Source organism: Devosia ginsengisoli, from assembly GCF_007859655.1.
Classification (GTDB): Bacteria; Pseudomonadota; Alphaproteobacteria; order Rhizobiales; family Devosiaceae; genus Devosia; species Devosia ginsengisoli.
On sequence record NZ_CP042304.1, the window covers coordinates 2,404,060 to 2,423,636 of the forward strand.

Consider the following 19,577-nt stretch of genomic DNA (forward strand, 5'->3'; position numbering starts at 1 on the left):
GCCGATTTCCCAGACCGCGGCCAGCACCACCAGCGAGATGAGGAATGGCCCATTGCGCTGGGCCAGGTTCAGGATGCCTGCCATCACGCCGCCTGCCCGTCTTCCTGGATCATGCCGCGCAGCCGGTCCCAGACAAAGCCGGTCAGCTCCACGAAGCGCGGATCGCGGCGCGTTTCCTCGTTGCGCGGACGCGGCAGGTCCACGTCGATCACGTCGGTGACATGGCCCGGCCGTGCGCCCATGATCACCACCTTGTCGGAGAGGAATACGGCTTCGTCCATCGCGTGGGTGATGAACAGCACGGAAAGATCGGTCTTGGACCAGATGTCGAGCAGGTCGGTCTGCAGGATCAGCCTGGTCTGGGCGTCGATCGCCGAGAAGGGCTCATCCATGAGCAGCAGTTGCGGGGACACGGCCAGCGCACGGGCCAGGCCCACGCGCTGCTGCATGCCGCCGGAAAGCTGGCGGGGATAGGAATTCTCGAAATCGGCCAAGCCGACCGATGTCAGCAAAGTCCGGGCAATGGCATAGCGCTCCTGCTTGGCCATGCCGCGCACCTTGAGGCCAAAGGAGACATTGTCGATGACCGTCATCCAGGGCAGCAGCGCGAAGGACTGAAACACCGTCGCGCGTTCCGGGCCGGGGCCGGTGACCCCCTTGCCCAGCACTTCGACCGTGCCTTCGTCCCACCCCAGAATGCCGCCGACCATTTTCAGCATGGTGGTCTTGCCGCAGCCGCTGGGGCCGATGATCGAGACGAACTCGCCGCGCCCGACCGTCAGGTTGACGTTTTCCAGCGCCTTCATGCGCTGGCCGCCGGCAGGACCGTAATATTTGGTCAGGTTGCTGATGGAAATGGCGGGGGCTTGTAGGTCGGTCATGATTGACTCCAGCGACCGAGGCGACGCTCGATCCATTCAACAATGGTCATCAGCAGCACGCCCTCGAGAACGATGGTGACGGCAATGGCGAGCACCGGGGCGACACGGAAGCGACCCTGCAGGTCTGCGATAAGGCTGCCGACGCCGGCGCCGACAATGGTTAGTTCCGCAACCACCATGCCGATCAGCGCCTGCCCCAGGGCAATGCGGATGCCGGCCATGATGCCGGGCACGGCCGCCGGCAGCACGACGTCGCGCATGATCACCCAGCGCGAGGCACCGAAGCTGGCGGCCATCTCGGTTAGCACAGGATCGACCCGGCGCACCGCCACGGCGGTATTGATGATGACATAGGGAATGCCGAACAGGGTCACCACCGTGACCCGCGCCCCGAAGGTCAGCCCGAGCAGGGCCTGGATCACAGGGATCAGGGCGATGATGGGAATGGCGACGAGGAAGCTCAGATAGGGCGTGACGATGCTGTCGACCAGCTTGATGCGGGCGGTGACGATGCCGGCGGGAATGCCAATCAGCAGGATGAGGGCAAAGCCGGCAACCAGTGTCTGGTTGGTGATCAGCAGGGCAAGCTGCAGCGTGCCGTCGCTCACCAGCGACCAGAACGCGGCCAGCGTGCGGCCGAAAGTGGGGAAGAGCAGGCCGATCGTGTCATTGCCGACCATCTGCCAGGTGCCGAGGAATGCCAGCAGCATGCCGACGCGGACGACAATGCGCCCGGCGCTCGTTTCGACCAGGCTGTCCAGTGTCAGGCGGGGCTTGCGCGCCCCGCCTTGTTTCAGTTCGGTTGCGCGCATTACTCGGCCAGAACTTTGTCCAGCAGCGCGCGATCGACGACGTCGGCGGGTGCCTTGATGTTCTCGAAGGGCTCGCCGTCATTGTTGAAGAAGTTGATGGTATCCATGACGCCCTGATCGGTCAGGCCGCCATTGACCGGCCACACCTGGGCCGCAAGGAAGGCTTCCACGATGGCCGGCAGGGCTTCGGCGTCGATTTCGCCCAGCAGTTCGAGGCCTTTTTCGACCAGCAGATCGGGGTTCTGGTAGCTCTCGCGATAGACGTCCAGATGGACGCGGATCCAGTCCTCGATCAGTTGCGGGTTCTCGGCGATGAAGCTCTGCTGCGCGGCAAAGGCCGCCCGCATGATCGGCATCATCTTGGTGAAGTCGCCGGTGACGGTGAACTCACCCGGCTTGGCGCGCTGCAGTAGCGTCCAGTCCTGCAGGTCGACGACGCTGGAATCGAGCTGGTTGGCCAGCAGCGCGGCGAGGCGATTGTCCGACCCTTCGATCACCGTCAGGTTTGCATTGGCGGTGGGGCAGGCCTGCGCCAGCCACTGAATGGCGAGCTGACCCACGAAGGAGCCGGTGGACTGGATGCCGACAGCCTTGCCGTCGAGCGACTGGCAGTCCGGCAATTCGGCCTTGGAGACCAGCAGGAACTCGTTGGTATTGGCTTCCATGAAGAAGCGGCTGTCGAGGCCCTGATCGATGGCGTCCATCACCTGGGCAATGGCGGTGATCTGCACCGCGCCGGTCGCCGCGGCCTGCAACTGATTGCTGTTGCCGCCCAGCTCGGCCACTTCGATGTCATAACCCATTTCGGTCAGACGATCGATGGCCACGGCGGTCGGCAGATAGCCAACCGACCAGCCCGAAAAACCGAAGACGGCATCAGCCGCCACGGCAGGCGCTGCGCCGAGCAGCGCTGCCGCCATGGCCACGGCACTGACTTTGGTCCAATTTCCTGAAATGCGCACCCGAGTTCTCCTTCACTCGCTCCCTGTGGTGACCTTCACTAAACGAGGTGTTGATCAAGCCGTCAAGATATTTTCGAAAATATCTTACTTTGTCGGTTTTACATCTACTTATCCAGAATCCCGTTGCATGGCTCCGGCGGCGGGCCTACTTATCGTGGTGCAAGAGGGAGATTTCCATCTGTCATGACTATGGACGAACAGCCGACTCTAAACGCCACGGTGTTCAACCTGCTGCGGCAGGACATATTGACCGGGCGCCTGCGGCCGGGAGAGCGCCTGCGCGCCGAAACCCTGCGCCAGCGTTATGATGTCGGCGGCAGCCCGGTACGCGAGGCACTGATGCGGCTCGAGGCCGAGGACTTCGTCGTGCTCGAGCAGAACAAAGGGTTTCGGGTCGCTGGCGTCTCGGCCGAGCATTTGCAGGACCTGTCGCGCACCCGCGTGGAAATCGAGGGCCTGGCGCTCAAATGGTCGATCGCCAAGGGCGGTGTCGACTGGGAATCGGCGATCGTGGCCTCCATGCACCGGCTGGCCAGCGTCCCCAAGCACCTCGATGCGGAGGGGCAGGAACGAAACGTCGATTGGCTGCGATATCACCGCGAATTCCACGCCGCTTTGGTGGCGGCCTGCGATTCCCCCGTCCTGGCGGGCGTTCGCAACCACCTGTTCGACCAGGCCGAGCGCTATGTCGCCCTGTCGATTTCGGTAGGGGGCGAAGTGCGTGACGATGTCTCCGAGCACCAGGGCATCATGGAGGCCGCCCTTGCGCGGGATACCGAGCTGGCCCTCGCCCTCAACCGCCGGCATATCGAGCGAACCACCAAGAAGCTGCTGGCCGCTATCGAGCATTACGCATCCGTCTCCTGATACATTTTCGAAAATCGTCTTGATTGTCGGAATTTCATTGTCTATCCTCCTGACGTGAATGGATCGGGCCTGGCATGTCCATGCCGGCAGACCGCAATCGCGCAGGTGAGCAATGACGCAGAACAAAACGACCGGCATGCCCCCCGGGGGCGCCGTCCCTCGAGGAAATACTGCTTCAGACCAATGACATGCCGTGGCGCGCCAAATCCCTGAAGGGCGTCCATGAAAAGATGCTGTGGCGCGACGAGGCCACCGGCGCATCGGTGGCGCTGATCAAGTTCGAGAAGGGCGCCAGCATCCCGACCCCGCATATGCATGCCTCGAACCAGATGATGTTCTGCCTGTCGGGACATTACGAATATACCGCGACCGGCGTCACGCTGAAGCCCGGCTCCTTCTACTGCAATCCCAAGGGCAATGTGCACGGGCCGACCCTGGCGCATGAGGACACCGTGGTCGTCGAAATCTATGACGGCCCCCACTACCCGCAACGCCCCGACTGGTACGACAATGACGAGGATGCTCGTTGATGCTTGCCGACCAGAACGGAACCGTGGGCGCGGCAGCGCTGCAGCGCGCGGTCGCCGCCATTTTCGCGGCCTGCGGCATTGCCTCTGACTCGGCTGACATGGTCGCCGAGGATCTGGTGGCCGCCGATATCGAAGGCGTCGCCTCCCACGGCGTCATGCTGGTTCCGATGTATGTCCAGCGCCTCAAGGCCGGTTCGGTTTCGAGCGCCAGCCAGGGTGCCGTCGTGTCTGACCGCCAGTCATCGGTCGTTGTCGATGCGCAGGACGCCCTCGGCCAGCTCACCGCGCGCCAGGCGGTGGACCTCGCTGTCGAGCGGGCGCGCCAGTTCGGCATGGGCGTCGTGGCGATCCGCAATGCTTTCCACTTCGGCACGGCCGGCCGCTATGCCCGCATGATGGCTGACCAGGGCGCGGTGGGCATCGTCATGTCCAACACCCGCCCCCTGATGCCGGCGCCGGGCGGTGCCCAGCCGCTGACCGGAAACAATCCGCTCGCCATAGCGGTGCCGAGCGATTCTGCCTTTGCGCCCGAGGTCGACATGGCCCTGAGCGCCGCCGCCATGGGAAAAATCCGCAATGCGGCCACGGCCGGCCAGTCGATCCCCGATGGCTGGGCAACCGACAAGGACGGCAATCCGACCACCGATCCGCAAAGCGCCATAGCCGGCATGCTGTTACCCGCCGCGGGGCCCAAGGGGTTCGGTCTGGCCTTCATGATCGATCTGCTGGCCGGCGGGCTGTCGGGCGGGGCAATCGGGGCGGAGGTCAATGGCCTCTATGGCGATCCGGCCACGCCCTATCGCTGTTCCAACCTGTTCGTCGCCATCGATGTCGGCCATTTCGTGCCGGTCGAGAGCTTCGGGCAGCGGGCCAGCGCCGAACTCGATCGCGTCTCGCGGTCGAAGGCGGCGCCCGGCGTGGAACGCGTCTATGCACCCGGCGAGCTGGCCTATGCGGCGCGCCAGAAATCCGCAGGCCGCGCGCCCGTTGCGCCGGCCGCGCTCAACAGCCTGATCGAAACCGGCGCGTCGCTGGGCCTCGATCTTCCGTCTTACTTCTAGCCAAGAGAGCATTATGAAAGAGCAGATTTCTTCCCCCAAGCTGGCAAAGCCGAACGGCCACTTCTCGCAGGCCACGGCCATCGAGGCGCAGGGCAAGTTGGTGTTCATTTCGGGCATGACGGCGCGCACCGCCGACGGCTCGGTCGCCGGCATCGGCAATGTCGAAGTGCAGACCCGTCAGGTTTGCGAAAACCTCAAGGCGGCGGTGGAAGCTGCCGGCGGTTCGCTGGACGATATCGTGCGCGTTGACGTCTATGTCCGCAATATCGAGCACTTCCCCACCATCCACAAAGTCCGCGCCGAATATTTCAAGGCGCCGGTCCCCGCTTCCACCATGGTGGAAGTGGCCAAGATGGTGAATGCCGAATACCTGATCGAAATCAGCGCCATCGCTGTCCTGCCGAACGGTTAGGCCCATGAAACTCGCAACTGTCGTCATCTCGGGCAATTATCGCGTCGGCGTGGTCGAAGGCGAGACCATCCGCCTGCTGCCCGAAAGTGAGGGGGACATAGTCGCGTTGATCGGACGCGGCCTGCCCGAAATACGGCGCCTGGCATCGGCATCGGCAGAGGTCGTTCCGCTGTCCGCCGTCACGCTTGCCGCGCCGATCCAGCGCTTCAACCGCGATGTGCTCTGCACCGGCTGGAACTATTGGGACCATTTCGAGGAGAGCCGCGGCAAGCGCGAAGGCCAGGATGTCGATGCGCCCAAGGCCCCAACCTTCTTCACCAAGGGCCCCAATACGGTCATCGGCCCCAATGACGATATCGGGCTCGACCCCTATATCTCGGCCAAATGGGACTATGAGGCCGAGGTGGGCATCGTCATCGGCAAACGCTGCCGTTCGGTGTCGCAAGCCGAGGCGCTCGACCACGTCTTCGGCTATTTCCTCGCCAACGACGTGTCCCAGCGCGATTTGCAGCGCCGGCATGGCGGACAATGGCTCAAGGGCAAAAGCATCGACCGGACCATGCCGATCGGGCCCTATATCGTGACGCCGGATGAGTTGGATGTGCCCGAAATCCGGCTCGAACTCACCCTCAATGGTGAGCTCATGCAGAGTGCCCAGCTCAAGCAGATGGCCTTTCCCATTGCGGCACTGGTGGCCGAACTCTCGTTCGGCATGACGCTTGAAGTGGGCGATGTGATCATCACCGGCACGCCTTCGGGCATCGGCAATGCGCGGGAACCGGCAATCTTTCTCAAGCCGGGCGACGAAATGGTCGTGTCGGCAACCGGCCTGGGTGAATTGCGCAATCGCCTCGTTTCGGCGGATTTGCATGGCACGACGGATATTCCTGCAATGAGCCCGGCACCCTAGCATCAACCAGTCGCCGGCCCCGCAATGGGCCGGCGATCCTCCTTCAGCCAACGAGACCCGCCGTGACCGAAGCTATCGCCCTTGACGTGCACACGCATCTCATCCCGATCGTGGAGGAGCGCCTGCAAGGCTTTGACGGCATCGCCTGGGACCAGACCAGGCAGGTATTGACGGTCGATGGGCACGCGGTGGGGATGAAACCGCTATTCCAACCGGCGGCTCTGCTGGACTGGATGGAGAAAAACGGCGTAGCGCATGCCTATGTGTCGGCGCCGCCGCCCGTCTATCGCCAGCATTTGCGTGGCGCCGATGCGCGGCGCTGGGCCGACTATATCAATAACGGGCTGCGCGACATTGCCGAGCACTCGGCCGGCCGCCTGACGGCCCTGGTTCACCTGCCCACCGAAGAGCCCGCAGTTGCCGCTGCCATTGTCGCGGAATGGCGCACGGCGGGGCACCGCCACTTTGCCATGCCGGCGGGAACCGGCGATCAGCGCACCCTTGGCCTGGCCGAATTCGAGCCGCTGTGGAAAGCCCTCGATATTGCCGGCGCCTTCGTCTTCTTTCATCCCGGCGAATGCGCCGATGGCCGCTTGCAATCCTTCTATCTCACCAATCTGCTCGGCAATCCCTACGAGAGCACGGTGGCCATCGCCCATCTGGTGCTCTCGGGCGTGCTGGAGCGTCATCCGGCCATTACGCCCTGTTTCGCGCATGGCGGCGGATTGACCCCCATGGTCGCGGGCAGGCTGCAACGCGGCTACGACACGGCTCGCCCCGGCGTCGCAACAGACCTGCAGCCGCCAGAGGCCGTCTATGGCCGGATATTCGTCGACTGCATCTGTCACAGTGAAGCCGCAGCCGTAGCCGCGGAGGCAACCTTCGGCCAGGACAGGGTGGTGTTCGGATCGGACTGGCCCTTTCCCATGGGCCTGGTCGAACCCCACGCCCAACTGGCCGGTTTCGAGCCCCAGCGCCGCAAGCGCTATTTCACAACCAATGCGAATGGTCTGGCCGGCCGGATAGGCACCTGACGGGCGCGGCTCACATCATGAACCGACGCGCCCGCCCAACTCGTCCTCGATATGGATCCGGATGATGTCGTCGAAACTGGCGTCGCCGCGAAAGCCAAGGGATTTTGCGCGATTAGCCTCGAAGGCCTTGGGCCAGCCGGCGACGATGTTAACGATGGTTTCGTCGGGCACGCGCTGGATCAGTGCCGTGGCCTGGGGGCCGGCGACGCGCTCCAGCGCGGCGATCTCTTCGCCCACCGTAGCCGCGAGGCCGGGCATGCTCAGGTTGCGCTGGTCGCCCAGCAGGGCCGTGTCCATGGCGGCGGCATGCAGCAGAAAGCCAACAGCGGCGCGCGGGCTGGCAAACCAGTGCCGCACGCTATCGGCCACCGGCAGCACGGCCGGCTGACCGGAAAGCGGTTCTCGAAGAATGCCGGAGAAGAAACCAGAGGCCGCCTTGTTGGGCTTGCCGGGGCGCACCACGATGGTCGGCAGGCGAATGCCCACGCCATCGACGAAACCGCGCCGCGAATAGTCGGACAGCAGCAGCTCGCAAATGGCCTTCTGCGTGCCGTAGCTGGTGAGCGGCGTATGGTGGTGGGTATCGCCGATGATTTCGGGCAGCGGCTCGCCGAAGACGGCAATGGACGAGGTGAAGACGAGGCGTGGCCGGTATGGCCCGCCCTGCCCGGCCAGGCGGATCGCCTCCAGCAGGTGGCGGGTGCCGTCGAGATTGATGCGATAGCCCTTCTCGAAATCGACCTCGGCCTCGCCGGAGACGATGGCCGCCAGATGAAAGATCAGGTCCGGACGATCGGCGACGAGTTGCTCGGCCACCTGCGGCGCGGACAGATCGACCGCCAGCGCAGTGATCGGGATGGCCGCAGCGGGCGGAACGGGCGCCACGACATCGGCCAGGGTCAATTGGGCGACCGGCTTTCCGCCGACCTGCTCCGCCGCCAGCAGCGCCGCGACCAGCTTGCGCCCCACCATGCCGGCTGCGCCGATCACCAATACCTTCATGCCATGTCCCTCGGGTCTTCACTTCAAGGCAAGGGTAACGTCCCCGTCAGAGTCGGCAAAGAAAATCGGCGCTCTTTCGAGCGCCGATTTGATATCGATAGCAGCGGGCTCGTGGCTCGCCCGCTCCTCGATCAGTTGAAGCGATAGCGCAGGGTGGTGCGCAATTCGTGGGTCATCGGGCTGTTCAGGTAGAACGAGGTATTCGGCCCCACCTGAGCATTGCTGACCTGCGGCATGTAGATGCCGCGATAGCCGATATCGGCAACCAGGGCGCCCATGTCGTAGGTCACGCCCGCCATGACAGCGGCAGCCGGCGCCCAGGACGAACCCTCGGGCGTCACGAGCGGGCCACCGGTAACCGTGACCTGGTTGTAGGCGCCGCCGAGGCCCGCGCCGACATAGGCACCGAACCCGCCTGCCGCCGAACCGTAGTCGCTGAACGAGAAGTCATAATAGGCGTTGGCCAGCAGCAGCGTGGAGCGCAGGCCCAGCGTATAGTTGCCGTCCGACAGGCCCTGGTTCTTGCTGTAGTCGAGCGTGAGGTCGGCACGCAGCCCGGTGCCGGTTTCGTAGCCGAAGCCTGCGCCGAACGAATAACCGTAGCCGGCAGTGGTCAGGGGAATGGTCCCCGGGCCGCCGCAAACAACACAGGCCGGAGTATAGTCCTTGGCCCAGAGCAAGTTCCCCGCAGCGCTACCGCGCAGGTAGAACGAGCCGGAAACGCCGTAGTCGACGTCGGGAATTTCGATGATCGGGGGATAGTAGGGAAGATCGGCAGCGATCGCCTGCCCACCGACGAGAGCGGCACTTGCCACCATCATCGCAGCGATGAACTTACGCATGTGAAACGTCCTTTGGGTTGCCACGGCACCATTTGATGCAACCCAGTATCGACGAATTTCCTTAAAGGGCGCTTAACCTAAATACTTAACCCTAACGAGAGCAGAACGGCCCCCTCATAGTTAACCGTAAGTAAATATCCGAGGAACGGTCAGATCTGCTGCAGCTATGCTACGTCGCGAATGGCAGCTTCGATCTGCGACACGACGGTGGTCACCAGCGAGGCGTCGTCGGCTTCACCCATGACGCGGATAACCGGCTCGGTGCCCGAGGCGCGAACCACCAGGCGCCCGCCATTGCCCAGCATGGCCTGGCCATCGGCAATGGCCTGGATGACGTGGCTGTCTTCGAGCGGCTTGCCCGACTTGAACTTGACGCTGCGCAGCAACTGGGGAACCTTGGTGAAGCGCGCGCAGATCTCGGAAATGCTGCGCTCCTGCTGCTTGAGCACGGCAAGCAGTTGCAGGGCCGCCACCAGGCCGTCGCCCGTGGTGGTGAAATCGGACAGGATGATGTGGCCGGACTGTTCGCCCCCCACATTGAATCCCTTGCTCCGCATGGCTTCGAGCACATAGCGGTCGCCGACCTGGGTGCGCTCGAGGGTCAGGCCCAGTGAGGTCAGGTAGCGCTCGAGCCCGAGATTGGACATGACGGTCGCGACAATGCCGCCACCCATGAGCATCTGCCGCTCCAGCCAGCTCTGGGCGATGACCGCCATGAACTGGTCGCCATCGACCACTTCGCCCTTCTCGTCGACGATGATGACGCGGTCGGCGTCGCCATCCAGCGCAATGCCGATATCGGCACGCACTTCCTTGACCTTGGCCGAGACGGCCTCGGGTGCGGTGGACCCCACCTTGTCATTGATGTTGAAGCCATCGGGCTTGTTGCCGATGGTGAAAACCTCGGCGCCGAGTTCCCACAGGGCCACCGGGGCCACCTTGTAGGCCGCGCCATTGGCGCAATCGAGCACCACCCGCAACCCGGCCAGGTCGGTATTCCGCGGCAGCGTGCGCTTGGCATATTCGATATAGCGGGTGCGCGCTTCCTCGTCGCGATGGGCCCGGCCGATATCGCGGCCATGCGCCAGGAAACCGGACATGTCGCTGTCGATCAGCCGCTCGATTTCGGCCTCGACCTTGTCGCTCAGCTTGTAGCCGTCGGGGCGGAACAGCTTGATGCCGTTATCCTCGAAGGGATTGTGCGAGGCCGAGATCATGACGCCGAGATCGGCGCGCAGCGAGCGGGTCAGCATGGCAACGGCCGGGGTGGGCATGGGGCCGAGCAGGTAGACATCCATGCCGACGGCGGTGAAGCCGGCGGTCAGCGCCTGTTCGAGCATATAGCCCGAGCGGCGCGTATCCTTGCCGATCACCACGCGGTTGCGATGATCGCCGCGCACGAATTTCTGTCCGGCAGCCATGCCGACGCGCAGGGCCAGTTCCGGCGTCAGCTTGGCGCCATTGGCCAGACCGCGAATTCCGTCCGTACCAAAATACTTGCGTACCATAGCGTGTTCGTCCCCTGAGCCTGCGATTCCGGTTGCGTCGGATAATACCACTTTCGGGCGAAATAACGGAGATTCCCGACAAGCAAAAGGGCCGCCCTGCGGCGGCCCTTGCAAAGTTTTCCCCTGGCCTAGCTGTTAGGCTGCGGCTCCATGCCCGACTCGGGCGGTGCATCGGGGCGCTTCTTGCTCGACTTGCCGGCCGACGGCACGCCGCTGGCCTTGGTGGTGGGGCCGCTATCGTCCGGACGGATCGGCTGCTGGCCATCCATCAGGGCGCGCAACTCGTCGCCGGTCAGCGTCTCGTATTCAAGCAGCGCCTGGGCGATCGCCTCCCACTCGTCGTGGTAGGTGGTGAGGATATCCTTGGCCGAAGCCTCGCCATCCTCGATCAGCTTGCGCACTTCCTGGTCGATGATCCGCGCCGTATCGTCGGACATGTGCTGGCTCTGCGTCACCGAATGGCCCAGGAACACTTCCTGGTCGTTGCTCTTGTAGCGGACGCGGCCGAGCTTTTCGCTCATGCCCCATTCCATGACCATCGAGCGGGCCAGGTTGGTCGCCATCTGGATATCGCCGGACGCGCCTGACGTGACCTTTTCCGGGCCGAACTTGATGATCTCGGCCTCGCGGCCACCGAACAGCATGGTGAGGCGGGCCAGGGCCTTTTCACGCGAGAACGAATAGGCGTCGCTCTCGGGCAGGGTCATGACCATGCCCAGTGCCCGGCCGCGCGGAATGATCGTCGCCTTGTGGATGGGGTCGATGCCCGCAACCTTGAGCGCGATGATGGCATGGCCGGCCTCGTGATAGGCGGTCAGCTTCTTCTCGTCCTCGGACATGGCCATGGTGCGGCGCTCGGCGCCCATCATGATCTTGTCCTTGGCGTCTTCGAATTCGGCATGGGTGACGAAGCGCTTGTTGCGCCGCGCCGCCATCAGCGCCGCCTCGTTGACGAGGTTCATCAGGTCCGCGCCGGAGAAACCGGGCGTACCGCGGGCCAGCACCTTGAGATCCACATCGGGCGCCAGCGGCACCTTGCGGACATGGACCTTGAGCACCTTTTCGCGGCCCGAGACGTCGGGGTTCGGCACCACGACCTGACGGTCGAAACGGCCGGGACGCAGCAAAGCCGGGTCGAGCACGTCGGGGCGGTTGGTGGCGGCGATGAGGATGATGCCCTCATTGGCCTCGAAACCGTCCATCTCGACCAGCAACTGGTTGAGGGTCTGTTCGCGTTCGTCGTTACCGCCGCCCAGGCCTGCGCCACGCTGGCGGCCGACGGCGTCGATTTCGTCGATGAAGATAATGCAGGGCGCGTTCTTCTTGGCCTGCTCGAACATGTCGCGGACGCGGCTGGCGCCGACACCGACGAACATTTCGACAAAGTCCGAACCCGAAATGGTGAAGAAGGGCACATTGGCTTCGCCGGCAACCGAGCGGGCCAGCAGCGTCTTACCGGTACCCGGAGGGCCGACCAGCAGCACGCCGCGCGGAATACGGCCACCCAGACGCTGGAACTTGCCGGGATCGCGCAGGAATTCGACGATTTCCTCGAGGTCCTGCTTGGCTTCATCCACGCCGGCCACGTCCTCGAACGTCACCTTGCCATGGGTTTCGGTCAAGAGCTTGGCGCGCGACTTGCCAAAGCCCATCGCGCCGCCACGGCCACCGCCCTGCATCTGGCGGATGAAGAAGAACCACACGCCGATGATGACGATGAAGGGCAGCCAGGAGCTGAGCAGGATCGACCAGAACGGGCTCGATTCGGGCGCCTGCGCGGTGATCGACACGCCCTTGTCTTCAAGGCGGGAAATCACGTCGGCGCCAGCCGGCAATACCGTCTGGAAGCGCGTACCGTCGCGCAGAGCGCCGCTGACGATATTGTCAGTGATGGTCACGCTGGTGACGCTGCCGGCTTCGACATCGGTGACGAACTGGCTGTAGCTCTTGTCGGAAACCGACGTCGAGCGGGTCGAGGATTGAAAGACCTGGAACAGGCCCATCAGCATGAAAAGTATGACCAGCCAGATGGCGAAGTTGCGGAAATTTCCGTTCATCAATCCTGTCCCGGAGAAGCCGGCGCAAAGAGAGCGCGGCGCGTGTGCCGAATGTATGTCCGGCATTAGGGCGTTACAAGGGCAAGACCTGCTGTCCTTTGCCCGTTCCGTCCAGTCATAATGTCGCGATTGGGTTAATACGCGGTGGGGATTTAGAAGGTTCCATCGGGCTTGGGGAAGCGCGGCCTGTGCAATCTTGGGGTGGGGACAAGATGGATAAGTTTGTGTGCGTGAGTGCCCCCACCCTCATTCCCTCCCCACAAGGGGGAGGGAAGCCCGCTCCGTGCCTGCAAAGATATTCGAGATGATCCTTGAAGGTAGATCTAGCGCCTCCCTCCCCCTTGTGGGGAGGGATTGAGGGTGGGGGTGTTTGGCCCCGATATCAGGGCTCTGTGCACGGCCCCGCGATCAATCGATCAGCAACTGCACCTTGATCCGCTCATCGAACGACCAGCCACCCAATGAGAGCACGCCACCATCCGCATCGCGGACGATTGGGGCGGTGCGGATGGCTTCGGCGGGGGCGGTGACCTTGAAACCCAGGAACTCCTCGAGCCGGTGGCGCGGCAGGTAATCGGCGACGCTGGCAGTGAGGCCGGCCTCGGGCGAGGCATTGACGATGCGGAAGCGCTCGTCCCAGACCAGTTCGCCATGCGGCGCCAAAAGGGCATCCGGCGGCAGTGAGCGGCCGGGTTCGCGCGCCACGGCAATGGCCCCGTCCTTGATGCGGATGACGCAGCCGAGCGCGGTGGTTGTTTTCGTGAGGCCGGATTCGGCAATGGTCTGGCGCAGGCGCTCGACCTGGCCGAGCGCGCGCGGCTTCTGGCGACCGCCGACGATATTGAGCACGCGGCCCAGCAGGCGCGTGGAAATAGCCGGGCTGAGACCGATAAAGGGCGCCAGCTCGATCCGCGCGGCCCCGAACCCGTCCAGCCGCACGATTTCGGTGAAACAGCCATCGGCCATCTGGGCGATGGCGGCATCGACCTCGGCCATGCGGTCGGCAAACAGGGCCAGCGCCCCGGCATCGAGACCCAGCAAAGCCAGTTGCGGCATGGCCTGGCGCCAGCGCACGCGTTCGTAATGCGGATCTTTGTTGGAGGGGTCTTCGGCCGGCGTGAGCCCTGCCCCATCGACCACGGCACGCAGGGCGGAGGGGTCGATATCGAGCAGCGGGCGATGCACGCGTACGCCTTCGATCTCGGCCATACCACTCATGCCCTTGAGGCCCTCGATGCCGCTACCATGGGCCATGCGCATCAGCACGGTTTCGGCCTGGTCCTGCAGGTGATGGGCGGTGAGCAACACGCTCGCGCCGTCCTCCGCCATTGCCGCGCTCATCAGGCGATAGCGGGCAATGCGGGCCGCTTCCTGCACGCCGGTTGCCGGCTTGGCGCCGGTCCAGGCGAGGCCCCGCGCCGCAAGGCCGAGCGCCTTGGCAGCACCCAGCACCATGGCCACTTCGCTTGCCGCTTCCCGGCGCAGGCCGTGATCGACCGAATAGACGATGAGCTTTGGTGCGCCAGACAGGCCCGCCGCCCAACGCTGGGCCAGCACCATCAGGGCGAGGCTATCGGCCCCGCCCGATACGGCAAGACCAACGGCCTGTTCGCCGGCCACCGCTGCGAACAGGGCATTGAGCCCTGCCATGTCATCGATGGCGGGGGTCAGGCGGGCGGGCATTCGGCCCGTGTCTTCTCCTCGCCCAGCCGCGTCACGAAAGCCGGCGTGAGCGTGGTATAGCGCTTGTCGATCTCGGCAAAGGTGCGGCAGGCGGTTTCGCGCTCGCCGGCACCCGACAGCGACATGCCCAGCTTGAGCAGCAGGTCGGGCGCCCGCGGGCTATCAGGCGTCTTCTGGAACGCGGCCAGCAACACTTCGGCCGCCTCGTCATAGGCGGCGCGCTGCAGCAGCACATCGCCCAGGAAATTGGCGGCATCGGGCGCCTGCTCACTATCAGGGTAAAGCGACAGATACTGGCTGAACTGATCCTCGGCAAAGGCGTAATCGCCCGAGGTGAAGGCCTCGTAGCCGGCGGCGAACTGGGCATCGGCATCGGCATTGCCGGATTTGGGCGCGGTCGGATCGAAGCTCAGATTCATCGGCTGGCCGGTGGTGAGATCGACGCCTCCGGTCGCGCCAGTGCCTACCAGCGGATCGGCGGATTCGCCCAGCTCATCAGTGGGTGGCACGCTGCCATCATCGAATGTGGGATCGAACTCGGCCTCGCCGGGCAGCGGCTGCACGCCCTGCTCGGGAATATCGGTGAGGGGAACGCCATTGGCGTCCACGGGCACACTATTGGCGTCCATGGGCGCGCCATTGGCATCAGCAGGCACGGCATTGGGGTCCTGCGGCAGCGCCTCGGGCTGCGTCACGCCGCCCGGTTGGGCTGCCGCCTCAGGTTTTGGGCCAGCACCGCCTTCCAGCGCCTGGAAGCGGAATTCATTGTCTTCCTGCATGCGGTTGAGGATTTCCTGCAGCTGGGTGAGCTGGAAGGTCAGGCCCTCGATCTGCCCGTTCTGCAGGCGCAACTGCTCTTCGAGCTGCTGGATACGCACCATAAGCTGAGCGGCATCCTGCGCCTGGGCAACATGGATGCGCGCCGGCGCGGCATTGGTGAGGGTCAGCCCCCCAGTTCGGCCGGCGGCATGGGCGTCGTCTGCGCCGCCATGCCCGGAACGGTGATGCCGAGGGCGACGGCGAGCGTGCATAACGCAGTCCGTCCCCCCTTGAGAATGGCCGATAACTTCAAACGACGCCTCCAACGCGCGAAACCTGATCGCACCAACATGGTGCGGATAGAGGTGCGGATAAAGGGCAATTTTGGTGAAAAGAAAGCGCCCGGGCCAAATACTTGGCTCCGGGCGCTATTGCCTCCAGTTTGCACTGGATTCTCTCGGCCTTGCGGCCGTTATTTGTTACTGGACGACAGTGACCGCGCGGCGGTTCTGGCTCCAGCAGGAAATGTCGTTACAGATCGCCACCGGGCGTTCCTTGCCGAAGGACTGGCTGGTGATGCGGCCATTATTGACGCCACGCGACACCAGATAGTTCACCACGACCGAGGCACGGCGGGCGCCCAGCGCGATATTGTATTCGCGGGTACCGCGCTCGTCGGCATGGCCTTCGATCATGATGCGGTAGTTCTGGTACTGGTTGAGCCAGGAGGCCTGCTTGTCGAGGGTGGCCATGGCTTCGGAGGTGAGGCTCGACGAATCGGTTTCGAAGAACACGCGGTCACCGACCGAAACAAGGAATTCCTGCTGACTGCCCGGCGCGCCGCCGCCCGGGCCGAGATTGCCGACACCGGTCGGCATGGTGTTGGGCGTGCGCGAACAGGCCGCGATGACCGCCACGAAAAGCAGCATCGCGACGGCGCGCAACGCGGTGTTGAGAGGTGCGGTGATGACCACGGGGAGGCTCCTGAAAGGCAACAATCTTAAGCACGGCATTTACCGCGCTTAATCTTAAGGCCGGGTTTTCCAGCGTGGTTAATCTTGTGCTATTCGGGCGTGAATGTGGCGGGAAACCGGGCTTTTTTGTGATGATGCCAGTTTGCCACAGCGATGTGAGGCGATCACATTAAGGTTAAGTGGTCCGGGCGGAGCGCAAATGCGTTCCAACCACCGGCGCTTCCCGCGGACTTGATCCGCGGGTCACTCTCAACACGGCGCGCGCTTCGACAGACCCGCGGATCAAGTCCGCGGGCGGCGATTGTGGGTGGGAGAGATGGCGTCTGGTTTGCGCCCCTTCGCCCCCTACCCCCGCAGCCCCGACCAAGCCGGGTCGGACGCATAGCTTTCGGTGGGGATCGTGAGCAGGTTCCGGCCCCAGATATCGACGCTCATCAGCTTGGGGCCGTCATTGCCGCCCGGATCCTGGAAGAACATGATGACGCGGCCATTGGGTGCCCAGGTGGGGCCTTCGGCGTGGAAGCTGGAATAGAGCATGCGCTCGCCCGAGCCATCGGGGTTCATGATGCCGATGGAGAATTGGCCGCCGCCCTGGCGGGTGAAGGCGATCAGGTCGCCCTTGGGTGACCAGACCGGCGTGGAATAGAGCCCCTGCCCGAAGCTGATACGCTGCGCATTGCCGCCGCCCGAACCCATCATGTAGATCTGCGGCGAACCGCCCCGATCCGATTCAAAGACGATACGGCTGCCATCGGGCGAATAGGACGGGCCGGTATCGATGGCCGCGCCCGAAGTGAGCTGCTGCGGCTGGCCGCCGCCCGTACCCACGGCATAGATATTGGTGGCGCCGTTCTGCTCCACCGAAAAGGCCACCGTGCCGCCATCGGGCGAAAACCGCGGGGCGAAGGTCATGGCGCCGACATTGGCCAGCCGCTGCTGGCGGCCAGTGGACAGTTGCAGCAAATAGACCTGCGGATTGCCATCGGCGAAATTCATATAGGTGACCATGTCGCCATTGGGCGCGAAGCGCGGCGTCATCGCCATGGTCGCGCCATCGGTCAGATACTGCACATTGGCGCCATCCTGATCCATGATGGCGAGGCGCCGCACACGGTTGGCCTTGGGACCGCTTTCGGCGGTGTAGATGACCCTGGTATCGAAATAGCCGGTGCTGCCGGCCAGCGATTCATAGATCGCGTCGGAAATGATATGGGCGACGCGACGGCTGGAATTGGGATCGGTATTGTAGCTCTTGCCGACCACCTGGGCCGCCTGCTGGGTATCCCAGACCCGCACCGACGACGAGATCTGCCCGCCGCGCTCGACCCCGCCCATGACAAGCGCATCGACATTGGCCGTACGCCAGGTGTTGAAATCGGGCGTGTTGTTGACGTCGCCCACCTGCACCGGCAGCGAAGCCGGATCGAGCGGCAGGAACAGGCCGGAGCGGCGCAGGTTGTTGCGCACGATCTCGGCGATTTCCTTGCCGAAGGCCGGATCGGATGAGGCGAAATCGGGAATGGCGATGGGCAGGGGCTGGAAATTGGCGCCTTCCACCACGATGCGCAATTGCGCCATCGCCATCGAGGAGCCGGCCAGCAGGGCCCCGCCGGCCAGGCCGAGCTTGAGCGCATTGCGCCGTGTGATGAGGGTCATGTTCGTCTCCATTCTCCGCCGGGGCCATTCTGGCCACGCGACGCATCAAGTTCAAAATCAGGGCCGCAGTTCCACATCGATCTGCCGCCATTCGTCATATGCAGCCGCCGACAGGCGGTAGGGTCCGCAATTTCTCACCGCACTCTGCGCCGCCCGGGCAATTGATCTGCCGGCCAGCGAGTCATCGGCCGAGATGATGGCCGGCGTGCCATTGACCGAGCCGTCCGGGTTGAGGCTCACCATCAGCCGCACATTGAGGCCGCTGTTGATGTCGCTGGGCAACAGGTTCCAGCATTGCTTGATCTGGCCCACCAGCCCGTCGATTTCCGACCGGCTGAGCCGCGCCGACGTACCACCAGTATCGCCCAGCGTCGGCGTACCGCCCTGCCCGGTCGTGCCGCCGGTGGTGTTGTCCGTGTTGATGATGGCAGAAATATCGTCGGCCAGCGACGCATCGAGCTGCGGCGTCGACGGTTGCTGGGCCTGCGCAGCCGCGGCCTGGCGCTTGCGCTCCTCTTCCTCGCGCTTCTTGCGCTCGGCTTCGGCCGCGGCGAATTGCTGGCGTTTCTGTTCCAGATTGGTCGGCCGGCTCGCCGGCACAGGCGCGGCCACCTGCGGGGTAGGCGGCTCGGGCACGGGTTCCGGTGCAGGCTCGGGTTCTGGCTCCGGCGTGGGTTCGGGGGTTGGCTCGGGCGTCGGAGCCGGGGTTGGTTCAGGCGCCGGGGCAGGCCGCGTCGCCGGCACCGGCGGCGCCACCGGCTCAGGCGTCGGTTCAGGCTCGGGGGCCGGTGTGGGTTCGGGCGCGGGAGCCGGCTCGGGTTCGGGCACAGGCTCGGGTTCCGGGGCGGCTTCCGGCGCCGGGGCGGTATTGGTCACCGGGGCCGGCGTCGGCACATCTGCCGGCGACGGGGTGACCTGGTCTTCTTCGGTATTGCCCGTGGGCTGGGCCAGTTCGGCCACTTGATCGTCCTCGACGATGGAGGGCGTATTGGTATCGACGATTTCGCTGTCGAGCTGGCCGGCGCGGATATTGGAGAATTCCTCGATCGGCACGAGATCGACCGAAATCGACTCCACGGCAGGCGTCAGCGGCTCGGTAAACCCCAGATTGATGAGGCCGATTGTCAGCAGGACGATATGGGCGACGATCGATACCGAAAGGCCGGTGCGCACTGGACTAGCCCGGTTCCCGCTCGGTGATGAGCCCGATCTTGGTAAAGCCGGCAGCCGAGAGAATGCCCATGACGCGCATCACCGAGCCGTAATTGGCGCTGGTATCGCCGCGCAGGAAGATGCGGTCCTCGGTGCCATTGGTCGCCTTTGAGGTGACCGTGTTGACCAGATCGGTTTCGGCCACCACGTCCTCATCGACATAGATCATGCCCTCGGGCGTCACCGCGACGGTGATCGGCTGGCTCTGGCTCGGCATTTCATTGGCGGCGGTCTTGGGCAGGTCGATCGGCACGCCCGATGTCATCATCGGCGCGGCCACCATGAAGATGATGAGCAGCACCAGCATGACGTCGACCATCGGCGTCACGTTGATCTCGCTCATGATCGCCCGGCTCTTGCGGCGCCGGCGGCGACCGCCGCCGCCTCCACCGCCTGCTGCGGCACCCATGCCCAT

At 64.3% G+C, this 19,577-nt stretch carries 19 protein-coding genes; 6 read left to right on the plus strand and 13 right to left on the minus strand.

Going from position 1 to position 19,577, the window contains the following annotated elements; all coding sequences use genetic code 11:
- Window positions 1–83: 83 nt before the first annotated feature.
- The 3 genes from FPZ08_RS11715 to FPZ08_RS11725 are packed head-to-tail and all read right to left on the minus strand — an operon-like array spanning window position 84 to window position 2,655.
- Window positions 84–881: an ABC transporter ATP-binding protein gene (locus tag FPZ08_RS11715; RefSeq protein WP_146290192.1), complete on the minus strand. Its 798-nt coding sequence runs from the start codon at window positions 879–881 to the stop codon at window positions 84–86.
- Window positions 878–1,693 carry an ABC transporter permease gene (locus FPZ08_RS11720; RefSeq protein WP_146290193.1) on the minus strand — a complete coding sequence of 272 codons (816 nt, stop codon included), beginning with the start codon at window positions 1,691–1,693 and terminating at the stop codon, window positions 878–880. The genes FPZ08_RS11715 and FPZ08_RS11720 overlap by 4 nt, the downstream gene beginning before the upstream one ends.
- Window positions 1,693–2,655, minus strand: a complete 963-nt coding sequence (locus FPZ08_RS11725; protein ID WP_146290194.1) for an ABC transporter substrate-binding protein — start codon at window positions 2,653–2,655, stop codon at window positions 1,693–1,695. The genes FPZ08_RS11720 and FPZ08_RS11725 overlap by 1 nt, the downstream gene beginning before the upstream one ends.
- A gap of 183 nt (window positions 2,656–2,838) precedes the next feature.
- Between FPZ08_RS11725 and FPZ08_RS11730 the strand changes: the two genes are divergently transcribed.
- The 6 genes from FPZ08_RS11730 to FPZ08_RS11755 all read left to right on the plus strand — a co-directional run bounded on the left by FPZ08_RS11730 (window position 2,839) and on the right by FPZ08_RS11755 (window position 7,469).
- Window positions 2,839–3,522, plus strand: a complete 684-nt coding sequence (locus FPZ08_RS11730; RefSeq protein WP_146290195.1) for a GntR family transcriptional regulator — start codon at window positions 2,839–2,841, stop codon at window positions 3,520–3,522.
- A 188-nt stretch (window positions 3,523–3,710) separates the two neighbouring features.
- On the plus strand, window positions 3,711–4,052 hold the full coding sequence (locus tag FPZ08_RS11735; RefSeq protein ID WP_146290196.1) for a cupin domain-containing protein: 342 nt from the start codon (window positions 3,711–3,713) through the stop codon (window positions 4,050–4,052).
- Window positions 4,052–5,113, plus strand: coding sequence for an Ldh family oxidoreductase (locus FPZ08_RS11740; RefSeq protein ID WP_146290197.1), 1,062 nt, complete (start codon window positions 4,052–4,054; stop codon window positions 5,111–5,113). The genes FPZ08_RS11735 and FPZ08_RS11740 overlap by 1 nt, the downstream gene beginning before the upstream one ends.
- 13 nt (window positions 5,114–5,126) lie before the next feature.
- Entirely contained in the window at window positions 5,127–5,525 is a 399-nt protein-coding gene (locus FPZ08_RS11745) for a RidA family protein (RefSeq protein WP_146290198.1), read from the plus strand.
- A gap of 4 nt (window positions 5,526–5,529) precedes the next feature.
- Window positions 5,530–6,435: a fumarylacetoacetate hydrolase family protein gene (locus FPZ08_RS11750; RefSeq protein WP_146290199.1), complete on the plus strand. Its 906-nt coding sequence runs from the start codon at window positions 5,530–5,532 to the stop codon at window positions 6,433–6,435.
- A 62-nt stretch (window positions 6,436–6,497) separates the two neighbouring features.
- Window positions 6,498–7,469, plus strand: coding sequence for an amidohydrolase family protein (locus FPZ08_RS11755; RefSeq protein WP_186766963.1), 972 nt, complete (start codon window positions 6,498–6,500; stop codon window positions 7,467–7,469).
- A gap of 15 nt (window positions 7,470–7,484) precedes the next feature.
- On the opposite strand, the gene denD is transcribed toward FPZ08_RS11755, so the two are convergent.
- The 10 genes from denD to tolR all read right to left on the minus strand — a co-directional run bounded on the left by denD (window position 7,485) and on the right by tolR (window position 19,577).
- Window positions 7,485–8,471, minus strand: coding sequence for a D-erythronate dehydrogenase (denD, locus tag FPZ08_RS11760; protein ID WP_146290201.1), 987 nt, complete (start codon window positions 8,469–8,471; stop codon window positions 7,485–7,487).
- Between the two features lie 131 nt (window positions 8,472–8,602).
- On the minus strand, window positions 8,603–9,313 hold the full coding sequence (locus FPZ08_RS11765; protein ID WP_146290202.1) for an outer membrane protein: 711 nt from the start codon (window positions 9,311–9,313) through the stop codon (window positions 8,603–8,605).
- Between the two features lie 164 nt (window positions 9,314–9,477).
- Window positions 9,478–10,821 (minus strand): phosphoglucosamine mutase, encoded by a 1,344-nt coding sequence (glmM, locus tag FPZ08_RS11770; protein WP_146290203.1) that lies wholly within the window; start codon window positions 10,819–10,821, stop codon window positions 9,478–9,480.
- Window positions 10,822–10,949: 128 nt separating this feature from the next.
- The gene (gene ftsH, locus FPZ08_RS11775; RefSeq protein WP_146290204.1) at window positions 10,950–12,878 is read right to left on the minus strand and encodes an ATP-dependent zinc metalloprotease FtsH; all 1,929 of its coding nucleotides are present in this window, start codon (window positions 12,876–12,878) and stop codon (window positions 10,950–10,952) included.
- A 408-nt stretch (window positions 12,879–13,286) separates the two neighbouring features.
- The gene (tilS, locus tag FPZ08_RS11780) at window positions 13,287–14,561 is read right to left on the minus strand and encodes a tRNA lysidine(34) synthetase TilS (RefSeq protein WP_146290205.1); all 1,275 of its coding nucleotides are present in this window, start codon (window positions 14,559–14,561) and stop codon (window positions 13,287–13,289) included.
- Entirely contained in the window at window positions 14,546–15,592 is a 1,047-nt protein-coding gene (ybgF, locus tag FPZ08_RS11785; protein WP_146290206.1) for a tol-pal system protein YbgF, read from the minus strand. The genes tilS and ybgF overlap by 16 nt, the downstream gene beginning before the upstream one ends.
- A gap of 207 nt (window positions 15,593–15,799) precedes the next feature.
- Complete coding sequence (pal, locus tag FPZ08_RS11790) at window positions 15,800–16,249, minus strand: peptidoglycan-associated lipoprotein Pal (RefSeq protein ID WP_146293107.1); 450 nt, start codon at window positions 16,247–16,249, stop codon at window positions 15,800–15,802.
- A gap of 390 nt (window positions 16,250–16,639) precedes the next feature.
- The gene (tolB, locus tag FPZ08_RS11795; protein WP_146290207.1) at window positions 16,640–17,950 is read right to left on the minus strand and encodes a Tol-Pal system beta propeller repeat protein TolB; all 1,311 of its coding nucleotides are present in this window, start codon (window positions 17,948–17,950) and stop codon (window positions 16,640–16,642) included.
- Between the two features lie 57 nt (window positions 17,951–18,007).
- On the minus strand, window positions 18,008–19,123 hold the full coding sequence (locus tag FPZ08_RS11800; protein ID WP_146290208.1) for a cell envelope integrity protein TolA: 1,116 nt from the start codon (window positions 19,121–19,123) through the stop codon (window positions 18,008–18,010).
- Between the two features lie 4 nt (window positions 19,124–19,127).
- Entirely contained in the window at window positions 19,128–19,577 is a 450-nt protein-coding gene (gene tolR, locus FPZ08_RS11805) for a protein TolR (protein WP_146290209.1), read from the minus strand.